This is a genomic window from Dyella sp. NPDC103356 (assembly GCF_055584465.1).
This window is the reverse complement of sequence record NZ_JBVJLZ010000003.1, coordinates 406,024-423,330: the sequence shown is the minus strand read 5'-3', so window position 1 is coordinate 423,330 and position 17,307 is coordinate 406,024. Positions and strand designations below refer to the sequence as shown.

Sequence of the window (17,307 nt, the reverse complement as noted above, 5' to 3'; positions counted from 1 at the left end):
TTGGGAGTAGCACGATGAGTTGGTCAGCCACCCAGTACAGCAAGTTCGAAGACGAACGGAACCGACCGATTCGCGATCTGCTTGCCCAGGTATTCAATGAGCACGTCGCGCGCGCAGCGGATATCGGCTGTGGCCCCGGCAACTCGACCGAGTTCCTGCAAAGCAAATTCCCGGGTGCCGCGATTGTCGGCATGGACAGTTCGCAGGATATGCTCGAGGCCGCGCGCCGACGTTTGCCTGATGTGCGCTTCGATCTCGGCGATATCGCAAGCTGGAGCGAACCGGGTCCGTTCGATGTCATTCTTTCCAATGCCGCGCTGCAATGGGTGCCCGATCATGCGGCATTGTTGCCTGCATTACTGGGCAAGCTGACGACGGGCGGCAGCCTAGCCGTGCAGATGCCGGACAACCTCGACGAACCGGCGCATCGCTTGATGCGCGAGATTGCCGTCGATGGACCGTGGGCGGCGAAGCTGGCGAGCGCACCGCGTGCGCGCGACAGTCGTCATAGCGCTGACTGGTACTACCGTGTATTGCGCGAGCAGGGCGCGGAGGTGAACGTGTGGCGGACGATCTATCACCATCCGCTGGCGGGCGGTGCGGCGGCGATTGTCGAATGGTTCAAAGGTTCGGGCCTGCGGCCGTTTCTCGAACCGCTGGACGAGGGCGAGCGCGTTGCGTATCTGGCGCGTTACGAAGCGGCTGTGGCGAAGGAGTACACCATCCTTCCCGACGGTACGGCGCTGTTGCCGTTTCCGCGATTGTTCTTCGTGGCGACGCGCCAATAAATCGCCTCGGTCTCCCATCTTCGTCATTCCGGCGTAGGCCGGAATCCACTCCTCAGCGTGACCGCTTGCCGAACGTTATCTGACGAGCGAGAACTGAGGAATGGGTTCCGGCCTGCGCCGGAATGACGACAAGGGGAGGCGGGGGTTATTCGTGTTTGCCCAACGCCGCCACCATATGCGGCTCCAACTGCTCCAGACGCGACTACGTTCCCTGCGCGGTAGTCGCTGGACGAGAACGAGCGCGTTGTGTATCTGGCGCGTTACGAAGCGGCTGTGGCGAAGGAGGACACCATCCTTCCCGACGGTACGCGCTGTTGCCGTTTCCGCGATTGTTCTTCGTGGCGACGCGCCAATAAATCGCCTCGGTCTCCCATCTTCGTCATTCCGGCGTAGGCCGGAATCCATTCCTCAGCGTGACCGCTTGCCGAACGTTATCTGACGAGCGAGAACTGAGGAATGGGTTGCGGCCTTCGCCGGAATGACGACAAGGGGAGGCGGGGGTTATTCGTGTTTGCCCAACGCCGCCACCATATGCGGCTCCAACTGCTCCAGATGCGACTGCGTCCCTTGCACGGTAGCGATCATCTGGCGCAGCACGGTAATGAACTCGATCGGATCGACATCGCGCCCAAGCTCCACTTTCGTACGTATATCCACCATACGCGGCGCACTGAGCAATAGCGTGCTGTCCTGGCTCAGCCATTCGGTGGCGTGCCGCTGATCGGCGTAGGCGCCCGAATAACTATTGAGGCGGTCGGCAGGAATCCAGCTTGCGCTTTGATTGGCGACTGCCACGTCCCAGGCCTGGCTCGCGAAGATTGGCCAGTGGATATTGATGTCGAATTGCTTGCTGTGTGCCCGAATATGTTCGTTGATCGTCTTGCTATCAGCGCCCGCCAGCACGTCGGCAGTAATCAGTTTGTCCAGCTCCAGCAGCGGCTTCAGGTCTTCCGCGTTGGTTTGTCTGGCTTCTCTTGTCTCGGCAAGATCGTTGGCGAGTTCAGCCTCGATCTGCCGGCTCGCCGTTTCCGCCGCCCGCTCATGGTGTGCATGCTCGATCCACTGCTCCAACCCGAGCGCGGTGAGGATACTGAGCACGATCATCAAGTAATGCGAAGCGAACTCTTTCAGCGAATGCAATTTGACCTTTGGAATTTCCAAATGCATGGCAATCCTCATTGACCCCTGGGTGCGCCCGGCCGCGCGGCGTTAATCGTAGACATTGTCGAACAGATCGCCCTGGGCGAGAAAGCTGTCCTGCTCCACGAAGCCCGCCAGGCCTACGCCGACCAGGCGATAGAGATCGCTGGCCGGTCGCTCGACGCGTTCACGCAGGGCGCAGGCCAGATCGGCAAGCTCTTGCGCCGAGCGTGGCCGCACCGAGGGCGTGAGGCTGCGCGTCAGGGTATGGAAGTCCGCGGTCTTGAGCTTGAGCACGATGGTGCGCGCGATACGGCCGCCCAGGGCTTCGCGCTGATGCGCCGCCCAGGTTTTCTCGGCAAGGCGGCGGATATGCGGCTCCAGTTCGTCCAGGGTCAGATCGTTCTGGAACGTGTCTTCGGCCGACACCTGCAAGGTGAGGCGATCGGGCTGCACGGGGTGCTCGTCGATGCCCAGCGACAGTTCGTGCAGCCGCCGGCCCCACTGACCGAAGCGCTGTTCCAATACTGCCTGGCCGAGCGCTCGCAGTTCGCCCACCGTTGAAATCCCCAGTTCGGTCAGCTTGGCCTCCATCACCTTGCCCACGCCGGGCAACTTGCCGACCTTCAATGGCGTGAGGAAGGCTTCGACCTGATGCGGCCGCACCACGAACAGGCCATCGGGCTTGCGCCAATCCGAGGCAATCTTGGCCAGAAACTTGTTTGGCGCCACGCCGGCCGAAGCGGTGAGGCTGGTTTCCTCGCGAATCGCCGCGCGGATCGCTTCGGCCGTCGCCGTGGCGCTCGACAGGCCGGTCTTGGTCTCGGTGACATCGAGGTAGGCCTCGTCCAGCGACAGCGGTTCGATCAGGTCGGTATGTCGCGTGAAAATCTCGCGCACCTGTCGCGACACTGCCTTGTAACGCACGAAATCCGGCGGCACGAAGATCGCCTGCGGGCATAGCCGCTCGGCACGTATCGCCGGCATGGCCGAGCGCACGCCGAAGGTTCGCGCTTCGTAGCTTGCCGCACACACCACCGAGCGCGCCCCTTTCCAGGCCACCACCACCGGCTTGCCGCGCAACGAAGGATCGTCACGCTGCTCCACCGACGCGTAGAACGCGTCCATGTCGACGTGGAGGATCTTGCGAGGGGATGGGGGCACAGGGTGTCGGTCGGCGAGGGCGGCATCGATTCTAATGCCGCCGGAAATCCTTCGCGCGGGCCCGGGCCTACTGTGCCGGGGTTGCCACCGTTGCGGCCGAAGCCGGCAGGCTCTGCACCAGGTAGATCCGCACGTTCGGGTGTCCGCTCGGTATGGCCAGGGCGGCGCCGTCGCGAACGTTGACCGTGTCGCCGGGCGATCGGTTTTCCAATGCGCTGCGCAGCGCGCCGTCGAGATCGCTGTCCCGATGGGTGGGCCAGAGGGGGAGCAAGCATGCCAGCAGAACCAGTGACGCGGCCGTCGCCAGCCAGCTCCAGCGAGCGACGTGCGCCGCCTTCGGGCGCTGCGCGGCGATGTCGTATTGCAGGCGCAACAGGCCGCCGGGCGGTGGCGTGCGTTCGGGCGAGAGTTTGCGAAGTTCGCTCATGCCTCGCCTCCGATCAAGGTCTTCAAGCGTGCAAGCGCCTGATGTTTGCGCGACGCCACGGTGCCTTCGGGAATGCCGAGGATACGCGCGATTTCCGAGGTTTTCAGCTCGCTGTATTCGGACATCAGCAGGACCTCGCGTTGTCGCCGCGGTAATCCGCGCAATGCCTGGTGCAGTTGGCGTTCGGCCAGGAAGTCATGCGACTCGGTTTCCACATGCAGCTGTTCGATGTGGTCTTCGATGGCATCTCCTCGCCATAGCTTGCGCCAGCGCAGACGATTGCGCGCCAGGTTGAGCGCGGTCGTCCACACCAAGGCATCGAGCGTTGCCTCATCGACTTTTTCGCGGCGCTCCCAGATGCGCATGAAGGCATCGTGGACAAGGTCCTGGCAATCCTGCGACTGCCAGAGCTGGCGATAAAGCACGTTGTAGAGCGAACGCTCGAGTCGGCGGTAACTTGCATACAGCGCTTCCTCGCGCAGTGCCATGAGGGCTTAATGCTGCTGGGTGCGATCGACTCGCATGATCAACAGGCGTGCCATGGGTGTATCGCTGCCGGCAGCTGCTTCACCGGTGGTCGCCGGCGTCTGTGCCAGCACGACGAATTGCCCTGGGGTGACGTTCAATTGACCCTGGAATTGGTTCAGCCCTTGCGCGCGCGACGTATTCTGCATGTTGTGAATATCAAGCTGAATGCCGATATCGCCCGATGTAGGCGCACTGGTGTTATAGGCGAATCGGTAGTCGGTGACGATCTCGCCTTGTCCACCTTCTCGCACTGAACCTGAAGTAGCTTCCACCAGTTTGAAATGCGTCGGTCCCATCGAGGTGCGCCAGGATTTGAGCACGTCGCCAAGCATGCTGAGCGAAGCATCGTCTGTACCGTCGCCCTGGGTCGCGTCAACGATCCAGAAACGCAAATTCAAGGAGGATGGCGCGGAAGCGTCCTTCTTGCCGTTGGCCAAACTCGATAGAGCGCCGGCGATGGAGTCTTGCGCGCTCTCCGGTGCATAAATCAACAGCTTGCCCGGCGCGGGTGTGGTGACCGCCGCCCGTCCTCCCGGCGACAGCGCCATGGCGAGCGACTGGGCCAAGGCGTCGGTTTGCGCTGGCGGCACGTCATAGATCCGCAAATCCATGGGTTCGGAGGCTTTGGCATCGCCGGAAACAGGCGTGGCCGAGTTTTCATGCTTATGGCAGCCAGCCAAGCCCAGTGCCAATCCGCTGATAAGCATCAGCTTCAATGTGTATTTCATGATCTCCCCAGGTGGCCGGCAAAAGCGGCCTTCCCAGATATATACACGCGAGCTGGGGCTTTCTTCATTTGGCTGGTGAAATTTTTTCCGTGCCGACAGGGGCTGGCCCTGAGTGGCCGCAAGATGGCATGGTTCACCCCTATGACCGACAACTCCTCTGCATACGTACGCCGCCTGGGCATCTGGGATGCCGCCGCCATCGTGGTCGGCGGTGTCATCGGTGCCGGCATTTTTCGCAGCGCCTCCACCGTGGCCGAACGCACCGGCTCGGGCTGGGAGCTGTTGCTGCTCTGGGCCATCGGCGGCCTGCTCACGCTGACCGGCGTGCTCTGTTACGCCGAGCTGGGAGCACGGCGACCGCAGGCCGGGGGCGTCTACATTTATTTGCGCGAGGCATTCGGGCAGCTACCGGCCTTTTTGTTCGGCTGGACGATGGCGCTGATCAACTATCCCGGCAGCGTGGCGGCGGTGGCTACGACCTTTGCCGACTATTTTTGCGTCGCGCTTGGCCTTTCGCATTTCTGGATCAAGCCGGTGGCCGCGGGCGCGATCGCCTTTATCGTCGGGGTGAACCTGTTCGGCATCCGCGCCGGCGCGCGCATGCAGAACCTTTTCACGCTGCTGAAGCTCGGCGCGATCGTGCTGGTGGTGGTCGCTGGCCTGGCCCTGGCGCAAGGTCGGCTCGGTCTGGTGCTGAGTGCCGATACGGCACACCCGGTTGCGTCGTGGAGCTTCCTGGGTGCGCTGCTGCCGGTGCTCTTTACCTATGGCGGTTTCCACTATCTCAACGATCTAGCCGGCGAAGTGCGCGAACCACAGCGCACCTTGCCGCGCGCGCTCGCGCTGGGCATGGGCACGGTGGTGGTGTGCTACGTGCTGGTCAATATCGCCTACCTGTCCGGGTTGGGACACGCCGGGCTCGCGGCCAGCCACGCGCCTGCCGCCGACCTGGTACGCGCCTGGTTGGGCGACCGTGGCGCCACCCTGATTGCCATCGGCATTGCCTGCTCGACGTTCGGCTATTGCAGCATCGCCATTGCCGGTGGCGCGCGCGTGCTGCAGACCATGGGCGCGGACGGCATGTTTTTTCGCGCGGTGGGACGCATTGAGCCGCGCACGCATGCACCGCAGATTGCGCTGACTGTGCTGGGCGCGTGGGCGATCGTGCTGGCGGCAAGCGGCAGCTTCAACCAATTGCTCGACTACACCACGGTGGGTGAGTGGTTGTCGCACGCCTTCGGCATCGCCACGCTGTTCTGGTATCGCCGCCGCTTTGCCAACGAGCCGTCGCCTTATCGCGTGCCGCTGTATCCCCTGATGCCGATCCTGTTCGTGAGCGTGGTGCTGGGAGTGATCATCGCCACAACGATCAATTCGCCACGAGACGCCGGCATGAGCCTTGTGCTGATCCTGGTTGGTGTGCCGGTGTATTGGGGCTGGAAGGCCTGGTCGCGACGCAGGGCTTGATCCCGGCAAGCCGGCCTTCATCGACGATGCCCATACTTATGGACTTTTGGAAGGGAGCGCCGCGATGAAGAAATTCATTTCATTGGCATGGCTGGCGGCGCTGCTATTGACCGCTTGCCAGACCGCGAGCAATGCCGGGACGTTCGATCTCGCCGGGGATGCGCCAAACGTGAAGTTACAACAAGTGCGGCGCGCCGATGCAGTGGAAACCAATGCCCAGGGCGGCAAGCAGCGACGCTACACCTTTGCTCCTTTGGTAACGCCGGAGATATCCATCCAGGCGCCCGCACAGGGCTGGGACTGGTCCGGCAAGAGTGAACTGCGCATTGCAGTGCAGAACGCGATGGCCTGGGATGTGACGCTTCAGATCACCGTCGACGGTGTTCGCGCAGGCCAGTCACTGCGAGCAGTGGTTGCTTTGCCCGCCGGGCCTGCGCAGACCGTGGTGCTGCCATTACGCGCCGAAGCGCCGCGAAGCCGAGGCATGCAGGCAGGCCCACCGATGCCCATCGACGAGCAGGGTCGTCGAACCATCGTGGCGACGACCGTCGAGGGACGGCTCGATCTGCGAGCGGTAGGCGCCGTGCGCTTGAGCATGCCCGCGCCACAAGCGCCGCAGACCTTGTTGCTCGGTGCCGTCGAAGGAGTGGCCGGAGACGATGCGCTGCAGCATGCCTATACCGGCATTGTCGATCGCTGGGGGCAGTACGCGCGCGGGCAGTGGCCGGAAAAGATCGATAGCGACCAGGCGCTACGCGCGGCGCAGACCGCGGCACAAGCCGATCTGCGATCTGCGCACGACAGCGCGCCGAAGCTCGACACCTACGGCGGGCGAACGGACGTGCCGGCATTCGCCGCAAAAGGCTGGTTCCGCTCCGAAAAGCGCGATGGTCGCTGGTGGCTGGTGACGCCGGAAGGTCACGCGTTCTTTTCGCTGGGGATGAATGCGGTCGTTCTCGACGGCGCGCGCACCTATGTGCAGGATCGCGCATACATGTTTCGCGATCTGCCCGCCGATGAAGGCGAATGGAAGGCTTTCTACGGCAGCAGCGATACGCGACAGGCGGACGCAACATCGCGCAAAGGGCTGAAGTTCGACCACGGCCAGTGGTTCGATTTTTATGCGGCCAACCTTTATCGCGTCGACGGCAAGGATTGGACGACGGCATGGCATGCGCGCACGCTGGAGCGACTGAAGAGCTGGGGTTTCAACACCATCGGCAACTGGAGCGACGATGCGCTCGGCAAGGCGCACAAGCTCGCCTATACGCGCTCGATCAATATCGACGGCGTGTTCGGCAATGTCTCCAGCGGCTATGACTACTGGGGGCGCATGCCTGATCCCTACGATCCCCGCTTCGTCGAGGCGGCGGAAAAAGCCGCCGCGAAGGCGACGCAGGATGTCGTTGACGATCCCTGGCTGCTCGGCTATTTCGCCGACAACGAACTGGCCTGGGCCGGGCAGGGCCCGCGAGGTCGCTGGGGCCTGGCGATCGGTACGCTCAGGGGCGAGGCACGGAGTGCGGCCAAGCAAGCCTTCATCGCCAAGCTCAAGAGCCAATACGGCGACGCGATAAAGCTGGGGTCCGCCTGGGGTATCCCGCTGACCTCGTGGGACACGATGGAAGCGTCGGGTTTTGTACCGCCGGCACCGAAGGCGGCGTATCCGGCGATCGCCGCCGACTACAGTGCCTGGCTACGTGACTATGCCGACACGTATTTCCGCGTGGTAAGCGAAGCGCTGCGTCGTCACGACCCGCATCATCTGTTTCTGGGCGGACGCTTTGCGGTGAATACGCCCGAAGCCGTAGCGGCCTGCGCCATGTACTGCGATGTGGTGAGCGTCAACACCTATACCGATGTGCCGCAGCATGGTTTTGACATCCCTGCGGTAGCGCAGGCGAACAAGCCGGTCATGATTACCGAGTTCCATTTCGGCTCGAAAGATCGCGGCCCTTTCGGCAATGGCGTCGCTTCGGTCTATACCGAGCAGCAGCGCGGCGAAGCCTATGCGCGTTTTATCGCGGCGGCGGCGAGCGATCCGAATATCGTCGGCGCGCACTGGTTCCAGTACACCGATCAACCGGTGACTGGACGCCTGCTCGATGGCGAGAACATGCATATCGGCCTGGTCGGCATCACCGATATCCCGTTCGGCAGCTTCGTACAGGCCGTTCGCGCGGCTAACCGTCAGGCCTCCGGGCCATGAGTGCGACGATCGGCCGGGCGCAACCAGGCAATGCCCTGCGACATGGCAAGACAGCCGAGTAGGGCGTAGATCCAGGGATTGCCGAACAAGCGAAGGTCGGCGATGGCATGGAGCCAGTCGCGGCCGTCGATCACGGCCAAGACAATCAAACCGCAGACCAGCGTTGTCATGAGTGCCGCCAGCAGGCCATTTTCCAGGCGCGGCGGTGGGATGGCGTCGCGTTCGGCGAGCGCGGCAACGCGCGCGGCAAAATTTTCCGGCAACAAATCCGGCGGCGGTTGTTTCAGGGCACGCATGACCACGCGATAGCCCTGCACCCGGGCGCTGTCGCGATTGTCGTGGGCATATTGCGCTCGTTCGCGCTGCAGGGCCTGTTCCTGCGCCTGCCATTCCTCGTCGTGGTTCATAAGGTCGTTCCTATCCGGCTTTCGAGCACGCCGCGCAGCTGGCGGCGGCTACGGAAAAGATGGCTCTTGATCGTACCTTCGGCCATGCCCGTGATCGTGGCTATCTCCGGGATGGTCACCTCCTCCAGATGATAGAGCGTCAGCACGGTGCGTTGCAGCGGCGGCAGCGTCTCTATCGCGGCGTGCAGGTGCCGGTGCAGTTCGTCATCGGCGCAGGCGGCTTCCAGGTCGAAGCCGTCGCCGATTTCCTCGACCGGGTTGCTGTCGTCCTCATTAGCTAGCGGCTCGACCAGAGGAATGCGCCGGCGTTCGAGGTGGCGCAGCGCGACAGTAAAGGCGATCTGGCCGATCCAGGATTTGAGCGAACTCTCCTGGCGGTACTGGTGCAGGTAGCGGTAGACGCGCAGGAACGTGTCCTGGCAAAGCTCGCGCGCGTCCTCCGGGTGGCGGACCATCCGGTAGACGATGTGCCAGCACAGCCCCTGGTACTCGCGTACCAGGCGTTCGAAGGCCCCCGTTTCCCGGGCCAGCACGGCTTGGACCAGGACGCGGTCCTGATTCATTGATTTGAGTTGTCCATCTCGCTGGAGATACACCGACGGCCTCGACGGTTGCAGCCTCGCCGCTGCAACCGTCGGCGTGCCGCGTGTATCTATCTCACCAAGCCGCCCTTTGGCGTAGTGGAGAACGTCATGCAACAAGTCATTGTTCCGGTTGTGCTGTTCCTGTGCATTACCTATGCGATCAAGCTCCTGATCGACGCCCGGCTGCATTCGCAGCTATTCAAGCATGGCGCGTCGGAGGCATGGCTGCAGTCGATACTGAAGACGGAGGAACGGCAACGCCGGTATGCATCGTTGCGCTGGGGCGTAGTCCTGTTGGCGTTGGCCGCGGGTTTCGGACTGAATCAGTATCTGTATAACGACAATTTCAACGCCGGCAGCATCGCCATCCTGGCTGGTGCGGTAGGCCTGGGCAATCTGGTGTTCTTCGCGCTGTCGCGCCGGTTGGACTGAAACGACACTCGCTGCCGGGCGCGGTATGCCGCGCCGGGTGTATCAACTGGCCAGTGTCGTGGCGATGCCAAATGCAACGGCGGTCACGAGAGCGACCGCCATGCAGGCGCTGGCAGGGCGGATGCGGTGCGCATCGACGCGCGGAATGAGGCGCCACAGTAGCAGTGCGCCGATAAACATGTTCAACACCAGCACCCAGCCCAACGCATTGGAAGCGAGCAGGGGGCCATACGGCGGGCGCGCATGGCCCGTATACATGGCCACGCCGGCGATCAACAGCATGCCGGCGAGGTTCCACAGCAGGCAGGCAAGATACGTGCGGTTGAACACCACCGCGCATCGCTCTGCCCAGCGCAGCACCAGCCAGGCGATCAAGGCCGGGACGATCGCGCCGATGCTGCTGTAGAGCACCCACCAGAACAGCATGCTGAGCACTGTGAGCAGTTGCGTCATGGAGTGATTCCTAAGCGTTGCAGCAGACGATCCAGAAACCAGGCGGGGCCGACAAAAAAAGCGGTGAGTTCATCGCGCAGGTTGGGCCGGGGCTGTTCGAGAAAGCGGCTCAGCAACACGCCGAGCCACCCCAGCAGAAAAACACCCAGTGCCCACCCGCGCAGCTGTATCGGATCGACCGCGGAATAAATCAGATGCGTAAGCAACGACAGCACCAGCAGCGCGACGAACATCGCCGCGCCGATTCGGCGCGAATACTTCCAGTACCAGCTGAAAAGCAGCACTTGCAGCATCACCGCCCAGAATCCGGGCCGGCCAAGCATCGGCGGTACGGGAATCGTCCAGACCAGCGCGATGGCGCTCCATGCGATCAGCAAGATGCAGCATGCCAACAGCCAACGATGTCCTGAATGCCGATGGTCGTTGCTGTATCGGTCAAGCAGATGCGCGAAGTACTCGGCGTTTTCCTCGCGCGAATGCATCAATGCGAACCGGCTTTGGAGAACAGGTTCAGTACCAGGACACCGGCGACGATCAGGCTCATGCCGATCAGGGCGGGCGCATCGAGTTTCTGCTTGAACAGGACCGTACCGATCGCAGCGATCAGCACGATGCCGGCACCTGACCACACCGCGTACGCGACGCCGATCGGGATGCTGCGCAATGCAAGGCTGAGAAAATAAAACGCCGTGCCGTAGCCTGCCATCACCACGAGACTCGGCCACAGCCGGCTGAAACCGGCCGATGCCTTGAGCGCGCTGGTGCCGATCACTTCGGCGAGGATGGCCAGGCCCAACAGAATCCAGGAATTCATCGCGCCGTTCAGTCCAGCGTGATGCCTGCCAGGCGCTGCAGCGCTTCGGCGTACTTGGCCGAGGTACCCTCGATCACGCTGGCGGGCACGTTCGGGCCCGGTGCCTGCTTGTTCCAGCCGAGCGTTTCCAGATAGTCGCGTACGAACTGCTTGTCGTAGCTGGGCGGGCTGATACCGACCTTGTATTCGTCGGCAGGCCAGAAACGCGAGGAATCGGGTGTCAGCATCTCGTCCATGACGTAGAGCTTGCCGTCCTCGTCGGTGCCGAATTCGAACTTGGTGTCGGCGATGATGATGCCGCGCTCGGCCGCATAGGCCGCCGCCCACTTGTAGATGGTCAGCGTCGCTTCGCGCACCTGCTCGGCGAGATCGGCGCCGACCGCGGCAACGACGGCATCGAAGCTGACATTCTGGTCGTGGTCGCCAACCGCGGCCTTGGTCGAGGGGGTGAAGATCGGCTCGGGCAGTTGCTCGGCCTGCTTGAGGCCGGCCGGCAGCGTGATGCCGCACAGCGAACCGGTGGCCTGGTAGTCCTTCCAGCCCGATCCGATCAGGTAGCCGCGGGCGATCGCCTCCACCGGCACTGGGGTCAGGCGGCGCGCGATCACGCTGCGCTTCTGGTACAGGGCGAGGTTCGTGCCTTCAGGCAGCTCGTTCTGCAGGGGGATGTCGAGCAGGTGGTTGGGAACCAGATGCGCCGTCTTGGCGAACCAGAAATTGGACATCTGGGTCAGCATTTCGCCCTTGCCGGGGATCGGATCGGGCAGCACCACGTCGAAGGCGGAGAGCCGGTCGCTGGCAACGATCAGCAGGCGATGGTCGGGCAGCGCGTAGACGTCGCGCACCTTGCCGCGGTGGATCAGGTTCAGACCGGGCAGGTTCGATTGCAGCAGGGTCGTGGGCACGGGGCGCTCCAGGGCAAAAGCTCAAGCGGGACATTGTAACTGTCCGGATGGCCGCCGGGCCGGGCGGCGCTGGTAGAATTGGCGGTTTTAACCCCCATGCATTGCCGATGCGAACCGTATTGACCGCGGCACTTTTGCTGGCCGCACTACCCGTGATGGCCGCCACGCCGCCCAAGCCGGCGCGCCTGGGGCTGTGCGCGGCATGTCACGGTGAAACCGGCATGGCGCAGATTCCGGCCGCGCCCAACCTGGCCGGGCAGAAACTCGACTATTTGCGCGAAGCGCTGAAGCAATACCGCGATGGTCGCCGCAACGCGCCGCTGATGAAGGCGGCGATCGGTCCCGTAAGCGACGCCGATCTCGATGCGCTCGCCCAGTGGTACAGCGCACAAGCACCGGTACAGGCGACACCATGAGTCTTACTTGGACCCTCCTGCTGGCCTTTGCCGGCCTGATCTTTGGCCACGGCATACCCGGCGCCATCGTCGGCGGCATTGCCGGCTTCATCATCGACGGCGTGCGTCAGAAGCGACGTTATGCCACACCGGAAGTTGGCGGCTTTATCGGCCCGCTGTTCGCCTTGCTCGGTGCGGTGGCTAAATCCGATGGCCGCGTGTCCGAGGCCGAAATCGCCATCGCCGAGCGCCTCATGTCGCGTATGGGTCTGGATGCCGAGCAGCGCAAGCAGGCGGTCACCAGCTTCAATGCCGGCAAGCAACCGGAGTTCGATGTCACTCCGGCGATCGACGGTCTGCGCCAATGGGTCGGCCTGCGTCGCGACCATGCCTTCCCGGTGCTCGACGTGGTGATCGAGACCGTGCTGGCCGAGGGCAACCCGCCGCCGGAGAAAATGTCGCTGCTGCGCCAGGTGGCGTTCGCACTGCGCGTGAGCGACATGGAGCTGATGGCCCTGATGGCGATGAAAGGCTATGCCTGGAACGCGAGCGCGGGCGGACGGCGCGGCCCCGGCAACGGTGGCGGTTACGCACCGCCGCAGCGCAACCAGCAGGGGCCCGACCCCTACACCGTGCTTGGCATCGAGCGTGGTGCCGACGATCGCGCAATCAAGCGTGCGTATCGCAAGCTGATTTCCGAACACCACCCGGACCGCCTGGGCGATCTGCCCGAGGATATGCGCCGTCGCGCCGAGTCGCGAGCCAGCGAGATCAATGCGGCGTACGAGCGGATCAAGGCGGAGCGGGGGTTCAAGTGATGGGCACCGTGACGATCTCTTTCCTCTTTACCCTTTACTCTTGAGCCACCATGCCTAAGCAATCGCCAATCATCGCGCCCTCCATCCTTTCCGCCGACTTCGCCCGCCTGGGCGAGGATACGGCCAAGGCGCTCGACGCCGGTGCGCAGTGGGTGCACTTCGACGTGATGGACAACCATTACGTGCCAAATCTGACCATTGGGCCGATGGTGCTCAAATCGCTGCGCAATTACGGCGTCACCGCGCCGATCGACGTGCACCTGATGGTCAAGCCGGTCGACCGCATTGCGCCGGATTTCGCCAAGGCCGGCGCGAACTCGATCAGCTTCCATCCGGAAGCGAGCGAGCATGTCGATCGCACCATCGGTTTGATCAAGGACGCGGGCTGTCATGTCGGCCTGGTATTCAATCCGGCCACGCCGCTGAACTGGCTCGACTACACGCTCGACAAGATCGACCTGGTGTTGATCATGTCGGTGAACCCGGGTTTTGGCGGGCAGAAATTCATTCCCGAGGCACTCGACAAGATCCGCGAAGTGCGTCGTCGCATCGATGAAAGCGGCCGTGCGATTCGGCTGGAAGTCGATGGTGGTGTTACGGCCGACAATATCGGCGCGATTGCTGCTGCAGGTGCGGATACGTTCGTCGCTGGTTCGGCGATCTTTAATGCGCCGGACTATCGGGCGGTGATCGAGGCGATGCATAAGGCGATCGGCGGCTGAGAAACGAGTGAAAAGGAGTGGGCCGCCAGTAGCGCCTCACTCCTGATCACTAGCCGCGGCTCGTCATACAGCGAACTCAGAGATCGCAATCTCCGAGCGCAATCGGCCCGTTGCTGCTGAATTCCACCGTACAGACCGCGCTGAACGCCTGCCCCTGGTGCAGCGACTTCGCCTTGGCCGCGGACATCCGGTCGATCGTTGCGTGGCCCTTGACCTGGTCTGTCGCGTCGGTAAGCGTCACTAGAACCTCGTTACCCACCCGCTGGGCAGCCTCAGCCACCACGGCACTGACGGTGACGCGCTGGTCGAGATAACCGTCCGGAATGATGTGACCGGATTTCACATATAGCTCGCCGAGCTGAGCCAGGCTGACCGCAGGGGCCGTCTCTTGTGCAAGTGCGACGGTGGTGGTGGACAGCATCGCCAGGGCGAGCACTAACGAACGTAGCGCACGCATGACCGATACCTTTGTCCATGGAGGACATGGGGGGACTGGCCACCAAAATGGAGACGCCCTTGCCCGTTTCAATACGCCGATTTCGACGCCGCATTCAACGCAGCGTTTCCTCCGGCGCACGAATCGGACTCAATCCATGAGGCGGTCGCCGATCAGCACCACGTCGGCCGGGCGGCGGGCAAACAGGCCGACCGAGACCACGCCGGGGAGTTGGTTGAGGTCCTTTTCCAGCGCGACCGGGTCGGCGATCTGCCAGCCATGCACGTCGATGATCCAGTTGCCGTTATCGGTGGTCACGCCGTCGCGCCAGACCGGCTGGCCGCCGCGCTTGACGATCTCACGGCCGATCAGGCTGCGTGCCATCGGGATGACTTCGATCGGCAGGGGGAAGGTGCCCAGCACGTCCACGCGCTTGCTCGAATCGATGATGCAGACGAACTTGGCGCTCGCTTCGGCGATGATTTTCTCGCGCGTCAGAGCGGCGCCGCCGCCCTTGATCAGGCGGCGCTGCGGGTCGCATTCGTCCGCACCGTCGATGTAGATATTGAGCGGGCCGGTGGCATTGAGATCGAGCACCGGGATGCCGTACTTCTTCAGCTGGGCCGTGGATTGCTCCGAGCTCGACACCGCGCCCTGGATCTGGTCGCGCAGGTCGGCCAGGGCGTCGATAAAGAAGGCGACGGTGGAGCCGGTACCCACGCCGATGATGGCGCCCTTTTCCACATAGCGAATGGCGGCTTCGCCGGCGAGGCGCTTTTCCTGACTGCTCATGACACGGCCAAAAGTTGAAAACGCCTATGATCCCCGATTTGCTCCGGGGGCGCATTAACGGCTTTCTCCGCGGCTTTGTTCTCTAGGCCAGTTTCAGGATGTACTTCCAGTCGCCGTCGCTCACCGGCATGACCGACAGGCGGTTGCCCTTGCGCACCAGGGCCATGTCGGCCAACGCTTCCTGCTGCTTGAGCTCATCGAGCGTAATGGTGCGTTTGAATTTCTTGACGAACTTGACCTCGACCAGCATCCAGCGCGGGTTGTCGCGCGTGCTGCCGCTATCGAAATAATCGCTCTTGGGGTCGAACTGGCTGGGGTCCGGATAGGCATCGGTCGCCACCTCGGCGATACCTACGATGCCCGGCTCGGCGCAGTTGGAGTGATAGAAAAACACCTTGTCGCCGATCCGCATGTCATCGCGCATGAAGTTGCGCGCCTGGTAATTGCGTACGCCGTCCCAGGCCTCCTGGCCCTTGCGTTCGAGATCGTCGATGGAGAATGCGTCCGGCTCGGACTTCATCAGCCAGTGGCTGATTCTTTTACTGGTCATGCGGGAGTTCCGTCTTCTTCGGTGGCGCGGCAGTCGATCAATTCGCTCTCGGTGGCGATGTAGTCGAGGCTTACGTCCCAGGCTTCCTGGTCGAGCTGGGGGAGTTCCTGGAAATCGTAGGCCACGCCGACCAGTAGCGGCTCGGTGGGGCGGCCCTGCTCGCGCAGGAAGGCAAAGCTGCGGTCGTAATAGCCGCCGCCATGGCCCAGGCGATTCCCGAGGCGATCGAAGCCAAGCAGGGGCACCAGGACCAGGTCGAGCTGGAACGCCGCCAGCCATTCCTTGGGCTCGGCCGGTTCGGGAATGCCATAGCGGTTGGGCTGCACCCCGTCGCCGGCGTTCCAGGGCGCGAAGCGCAACGTGCCGTCGTCCTGGATCAGGGGCAGGTAGAACTGCTGGCCGCGGGACGCCAGGGGAGGGATGACAAGGTTCAGCGGCAATTCGCCGTCGCAGGCCCAGTAACCGGCCACGCGAACGTCGGTGAGGTATTCGGGAAGCTGCTCCAGGCTACGGCGCAGCCCTTGCGCGGCGGCGATGCGCTCGGCCGGCGACAGGGCACGGCGGCGTTCGGCCAGCTGCTTGCGTAGCTCGCGTCGCTGAACATCCACGTCGCGTCTCCTTGGCTTTCGGGGGATTTGCCGCCCCGTCCGCGATCGCAAGTCCTGGCGATCGGGGCGGAACTGGCCTGAAGAGGTGGCGTCAACCGCGATGCCGCTGCTCACCGAACGACCTTGATCCACGATGGATCAGGTGGGAGGGCTTGCACCGCCTCGAGGCTTTCCGCACGAGGGCGGACATGCACAACAGCAGTGACAGAACCGACCCGGGGCCGTATTTAGGAACAAGGCAAATGTAAGAGTGCGCTGGCGCACACCGCAGAAAACGCCGAGGACTATTTTAGGTGCCCATGCAGCTGCGCGTCCAGGGCCGCGTCGATCTTTCGACGCAAGGCGACCAATTCGTCGCCCAGATTGTGGCTTTGGCCGCTACTTTGCTTGCGCAAGGCAAGAAATTCGTGCGTGATGCTGATTGCGGCCAAAACCGTCAGGCGGTCAAAGCCGGGCGCCTTGGAAGCCGAGCGCAGTTCGCGCATCTTGCGATCGAGATAGCTGGCAGCTTCGAGCAGCCCTTCGCGCTCTTCGGGCGCGCAGGCAATCAGGAATTCTCGATCGATCAGTCGCAGTGCAACCGGTTCACTCGTGCTCATCTAAACAGTACTCATCGTCGAAAGGCATCGCACCAGGCATCGCAGCGAGATTTGAAAATCAGCCGCTGTGCTCGAGCGCCTTCAGGCGCTGAATCATCGCTTCCACGCGACTGCGTGCCTGCTCGTTGCGCGCCATCAAGCCAGCGCGCTCTGTCGCCAGTTGTTCCTGGCTCAAACGCAGGCTGCGGTTTTCTTCCTGCAGGCGATGCACCATGTCCAGCAAACGATCCAGCCGTTCGCTCAACGCAACGACTTCTTCCCGAATCGGATCGGGTTTGAAAGCATCGGACTGGACGGGTTCGGGCATGCTCATGGATTGGCACTATAGCAGGACGTTTGGT

At 62.9% G+C, this 17,307-nt stretch carries 24 protein-coding genes and 1 other RNA gene; 7 read left to right on the top strand and 18 right to left on the bottom strand.

Going from position 1 to position 17,307, the window contains the following annotated elements:
- Positions 1-14 precede the first annotated feature (14 nt).
- The gene (gene tam, locus ACZ6WW_RS08785) at positions 15-788 is read left to right on the top strand and encodes a trans-aconitate 2-methyltransferase (protein WP_465273859.1); all 774 of its coding nucleotides are present in this window, start codon (positions 15-17) and stop codon (positions 786-788) included.
- 501 nt (positions 789-1,289) lie between these two features.
- Here tam and ACZ6WW_RS08780 read toward each other — a convergent pair.
- The 5 genes from ACZ6WW_RS08780 to ACZ6WW_RS08760 form a co-directional block, all read right to left on the bottom strand.
- A complete protein-coding gene (locus ACZ6WW_RS08780; protein WP_465273858.1) occupies positions 1,290-1,955 on the bottom strand; it encodes a hypothetical protein in 666 nt (221 codons plus the stop codon).
- A gap of 42 nt (positions 1,956-1,997) precedes the next feature.
- A complete protein-coding gene (dinB, locus tag ACZ6WW_RS08775; RefSeq protein ID WP_465273857.1) occupies positions 1,998-3,092 on the bottom strand; it encodes a DNA polymerase IV in 1,095 nt (364 codons plus the stop codon).
- 67 nt (positions 3,093-3,159) lie between these two features.
- The gene (locus ACZ6WW_RS08770) at positions 3,160-3,519 is read right to left on the bottom strand and encodes a hypothetical protein (RefSeq protein ID WP_465273856.1); all 360 of its coding nucleotides are present in this window, start codon (positions 3,517-3,519) and stop codon (positions 3,160-3,162) included.
- Positions 3,516-4,007, bottom strand: a complete 492-nt coding sequence (locus ACZ6WW_RS08765) for an RNA polymerase sigma factor (protein ID WP_465273855.1) — start codon at positions 4,005-4,007, stop codon at positions 3,516-3,518. Before ACZ6WW_RS08765 ends, ACZ6WW_RS08770 begins: the two co-directional genes overlap by 4 nt.
- 6 nt (positions 4,008-4,013) lie before the next feature.
- Positions 4,014-4,775, bottom strand: coding sequence for a hypothetical protein (locus ACZ6WW_RS08760; RefSeq protein WP_465273854.1), 762 nt, complete (start codon positions 4,773-4,775; stop codon positions 4,014-4,016).
- 141 nt (positions 4,776-4,916) lie between these two features.
- Between ACZ6WW_RS08760 and ACZ6WW_RS08755 the strand changes: the two genes are divergently transcribed.
- The gene (locus tag ACZ6WW_RS08755) at positions 4,917-6,242 is read left to right on the top strand and encodes an APC family permease (RefSeq protein WP_465273853.1); all 1,326 of its coding nucleotides are present in this window, start codon (positions 4,917-4,919) and stop codon (positions 6,240-6,242) included.
- 64 nt (positions 6,243-6,306) lie between these two features.
- The gene (locus ACZ6WW_RS08750; protein WP_465273852.1) at positions 6,307-8,451 is read left to right on the top strand and encodes a beta-agarase; all 2,145 of its coding nucleotides are present in this window, start codon (positions 6,307-6,309) and stop codon (positions 8,449-8,451) included.
- Here the strand turns inward: ACZ6WW_RS08750 and ACZ6WW_RS08745 are convergent.
- Positions 8,433-8,858, bottom strand: coding sequence for a hypothetical protein (locus ACZ6WW_RS08745; protein WP_465273851.1), 426 nt, complete (start codon positions 8,856-8,858; stop codon positions 8,433-8,435). The two genes, ACZ6WW_RS08750 and ACZ6WW_RS08745, sit on opposite strands and share 19 nt — an antisense overlap.
- A complete protein-coding gene (locus tag ACZ6WW_RS08740) occupies positions 8,855-9,421 on the bottom strand; it encodes an RNA polymerase sigma factor (RefSeq protein ID WP_465273850.1) in 567 nt (188 codons plus the stop codon). The genes ACZ6WW_RS08745 and ACZ6WW_RS08740 overlap by 4 nt, the downstream gene beginning before the upstream one ends.
- 129 nt (positions 9,422-9,550) lie before the next feature.
- Here ACZ6WW_RS08740 and ACZ6WW_RS08735 point away from each other — a divergent pair, with 129 nt between their 5' ends.
- Positions 9,551-9,874 (top strand): hypothetical protein, encoded by a 324-nt coding sequence (locus ACZ6WW_RS08735; RefSeq protein ID WP_465273849.1) that lies wholly within the window; start codon positions 9,551-9,553, stop codon positions 9,872-9,874.
- 42 nt (positions 9,875-9,916) lie between these two features.
- Here the strand turns inward: ACZ6WW_RS08735 and ACZ6WW_RS08730 are convergent, their stop codons facing one another.
- The 4 genes from ACZ6WW_RS08730 to ACZ6WW_RS08715 are packed head-to-tail and all read right to left on the bottom strand — an operon-like array spanning position 9,917 to position 12,046.
- Entirely contained in the window at positions 9,917-10,327 is a 411-nt protein-coding gene (locus tag ACZ6WW_RS08730; RefSeq protein ID WP_465273848.1) for a hypothetical protein, read from the bottom strand.
- Positions 10,324-10,809, bottom strand: coding sequence for an Mpo1-like protein (locus tag ACZ6WW_RS08725; protein WP_465273847.1), 486 nt, complete (start codon positions 10,807-10,809; stop codon positions 10,324-10,326). Before ACZ6WW_RS08725 ends, ACZ6WW_RS08730 begins: the two co-directional genes overlap by 4 nt.
- Positions 10,809-11,141: an SMR family transporter gene (locus ACZ6WW_RS08720; RefSeq protein WP_281850523.1), complete on the bottom strand. Its 333-nt coding sequence runs from the start codon at positions 11,139-11,141 to the stop codon at positions 10,809-10,811. The genes ACZ6WW_RS08725 and ACZ6WW_RS08720 overlap by 1 nt, the downstream gene beginning before the upstream one ends.
- Positions 11,142-11,149: 8 nt before the next feature.
- Positions 11,150-12,046, bottom strand: coding sequence for a phosphoribosylaminoimidazolesuccinocarboxamide synthase (locus tag ACZ6WW_RS08715; protein ID WP_465273846.1), 897 nt, complete (start codon positions 12,044-12,046; stop codon positions 11,150-11,152).
- Positions 12,047-12,153: 107 nt separating this feature from the next.
- Between ACZ6WW_RS08715 and ACZ6WW_RS08710 the strand changes: the two genes are divergently transcribed.
- The 3 genes from ACZ6WW_RS08710 to rpe are packed head-to-tail and all read left to right on the top strand — an operon-like array spanning position 12,154 to position 13,981.
- A complete protein-coding gene (locus tag ACZ6WW_RS08710; RefSeq protein ID WP_281850521.1) occupies positions 12,154-12,462 on the top strand; it encodes a c-type cytochrome in 309 nt (102 codons plus the stop codon).
- Positions 12,459-13,259, top strand: coding sequence for a co-chaperone DjlA (djlA, locus tag ACZ6WW_RS08705; RefSeq protein WP_465273845.1), 801 nt, complete (start codon positions 12,459-12,461; stop codon positions 13,257-13,259). Before ACZ6WW_RS08710 ends, djlA begins: the two co-directional genes overlap by 4 nt.
- A 50-nt stretch (positions 13,260-13,309) precedes the next feature.
- Positions 13,310-13,981: a ribulose-phosphate 3-epimerase gene (gene rpe, locus ACZ6WW_RS08700; protein ID WP_465273844.1), complete on the top strand. Its 672-nt coding sequence runs from the start codon at positions 13,310-13,312 to the stop codon at positions 13,979-13,981.
- Between the two features lie 76 nt (positions 13,982-14,057).
- Here the strand turns inward: rpe and ACZ6WW_RS08695 are convergent, their stop codons facing one another.
- The 7 genes from ACZ6WW_RS08695 to ACZ6WW_RS08665 form a co-directional block, all read right to left on the bottom strand.
- Entirely contained in the window at positions 14,058-14,438 is a 381-nt protein-coding gene (locus tag ACZ6WW_RS08695) for an OB-fold protein (RefSeq protein ID WP_465273843.1), read from the bottom strand.
- A gap of 129 nt (positions 14,439-14,567) precedes the next feature.
- Positions 14,568-15,209, bottom strand: coding sequence for a ribose-5-phosphate isomerase RpiA (gene rpiA, locus ACZ6WW_RS08690; protein WP_465273842.1), 642 nt, complete (start codon positions 15,207-15,209; stop codon positions 14,568-14,570).
- Between the two features lie 82 nt (positions 15,210-15,291).
- The gene (locus ACZ6WW_RS08685) at positions 15,292-15,759 is read right to left on the bottom strand and encodes an EVE domain-containing protein (RefSeq protein WP_465273841.1); all 468 of its coding nucleotides are present in this window, start codon (positions 15,757-15,759) and stop codon (positions 15,292-15,294) included.
- Positions 15,756-16,367 carry a 5-formyltetrahydrofolate cyclo-ligase gene (locus ACZ6WW_RS08680; RefSeq protein ID WP_465273840.1) on the bottom strand — a complete coding sequence of 204 codons (612 nt, stop codon included), beginning with the start codon at positions 16,365-16,367 and terminating at the stop codon, positions 15,756-15,758. Before ACZ6WW_RS08680 ends, ACZ6WW_RS08685 begins: the two co-directional genes overlap by 4 nt.
- Positions 16,368-16,455: 88 nt before the next feature.
- Positions 16,456-16,644: non-coding RNA, 6S RNA (gene ssrS, locus ACZ6WW_RS08675), on the bottom strand.
- 7 nt (positions 16,645-16,651) lie between these two features.
- Positions 16,652-16,966: a cell division protein ZapA gene (locus ACZ6WW_RS08670; protein ID WP_281850514.1), complete on the bottom strand. Its 315-nt coding sequence runs from the start codon at positions 16,964-16,966 to the stop codon at positions 16,652-16,654.
- A 58-nt stretch (positions 16,967-17,024) separates the two neighbouring features.
- Entirely contained in the window at positions 17,025-17,279 is a 255-nt protein-coding gene (locus ACZ6WW_RS08665) for a TIGR02449 family protein (protein ID WP_281850513.1), read from the bottom strand.
- Positions 17,280-17,307: the final 28 nt, after the last annotated feature.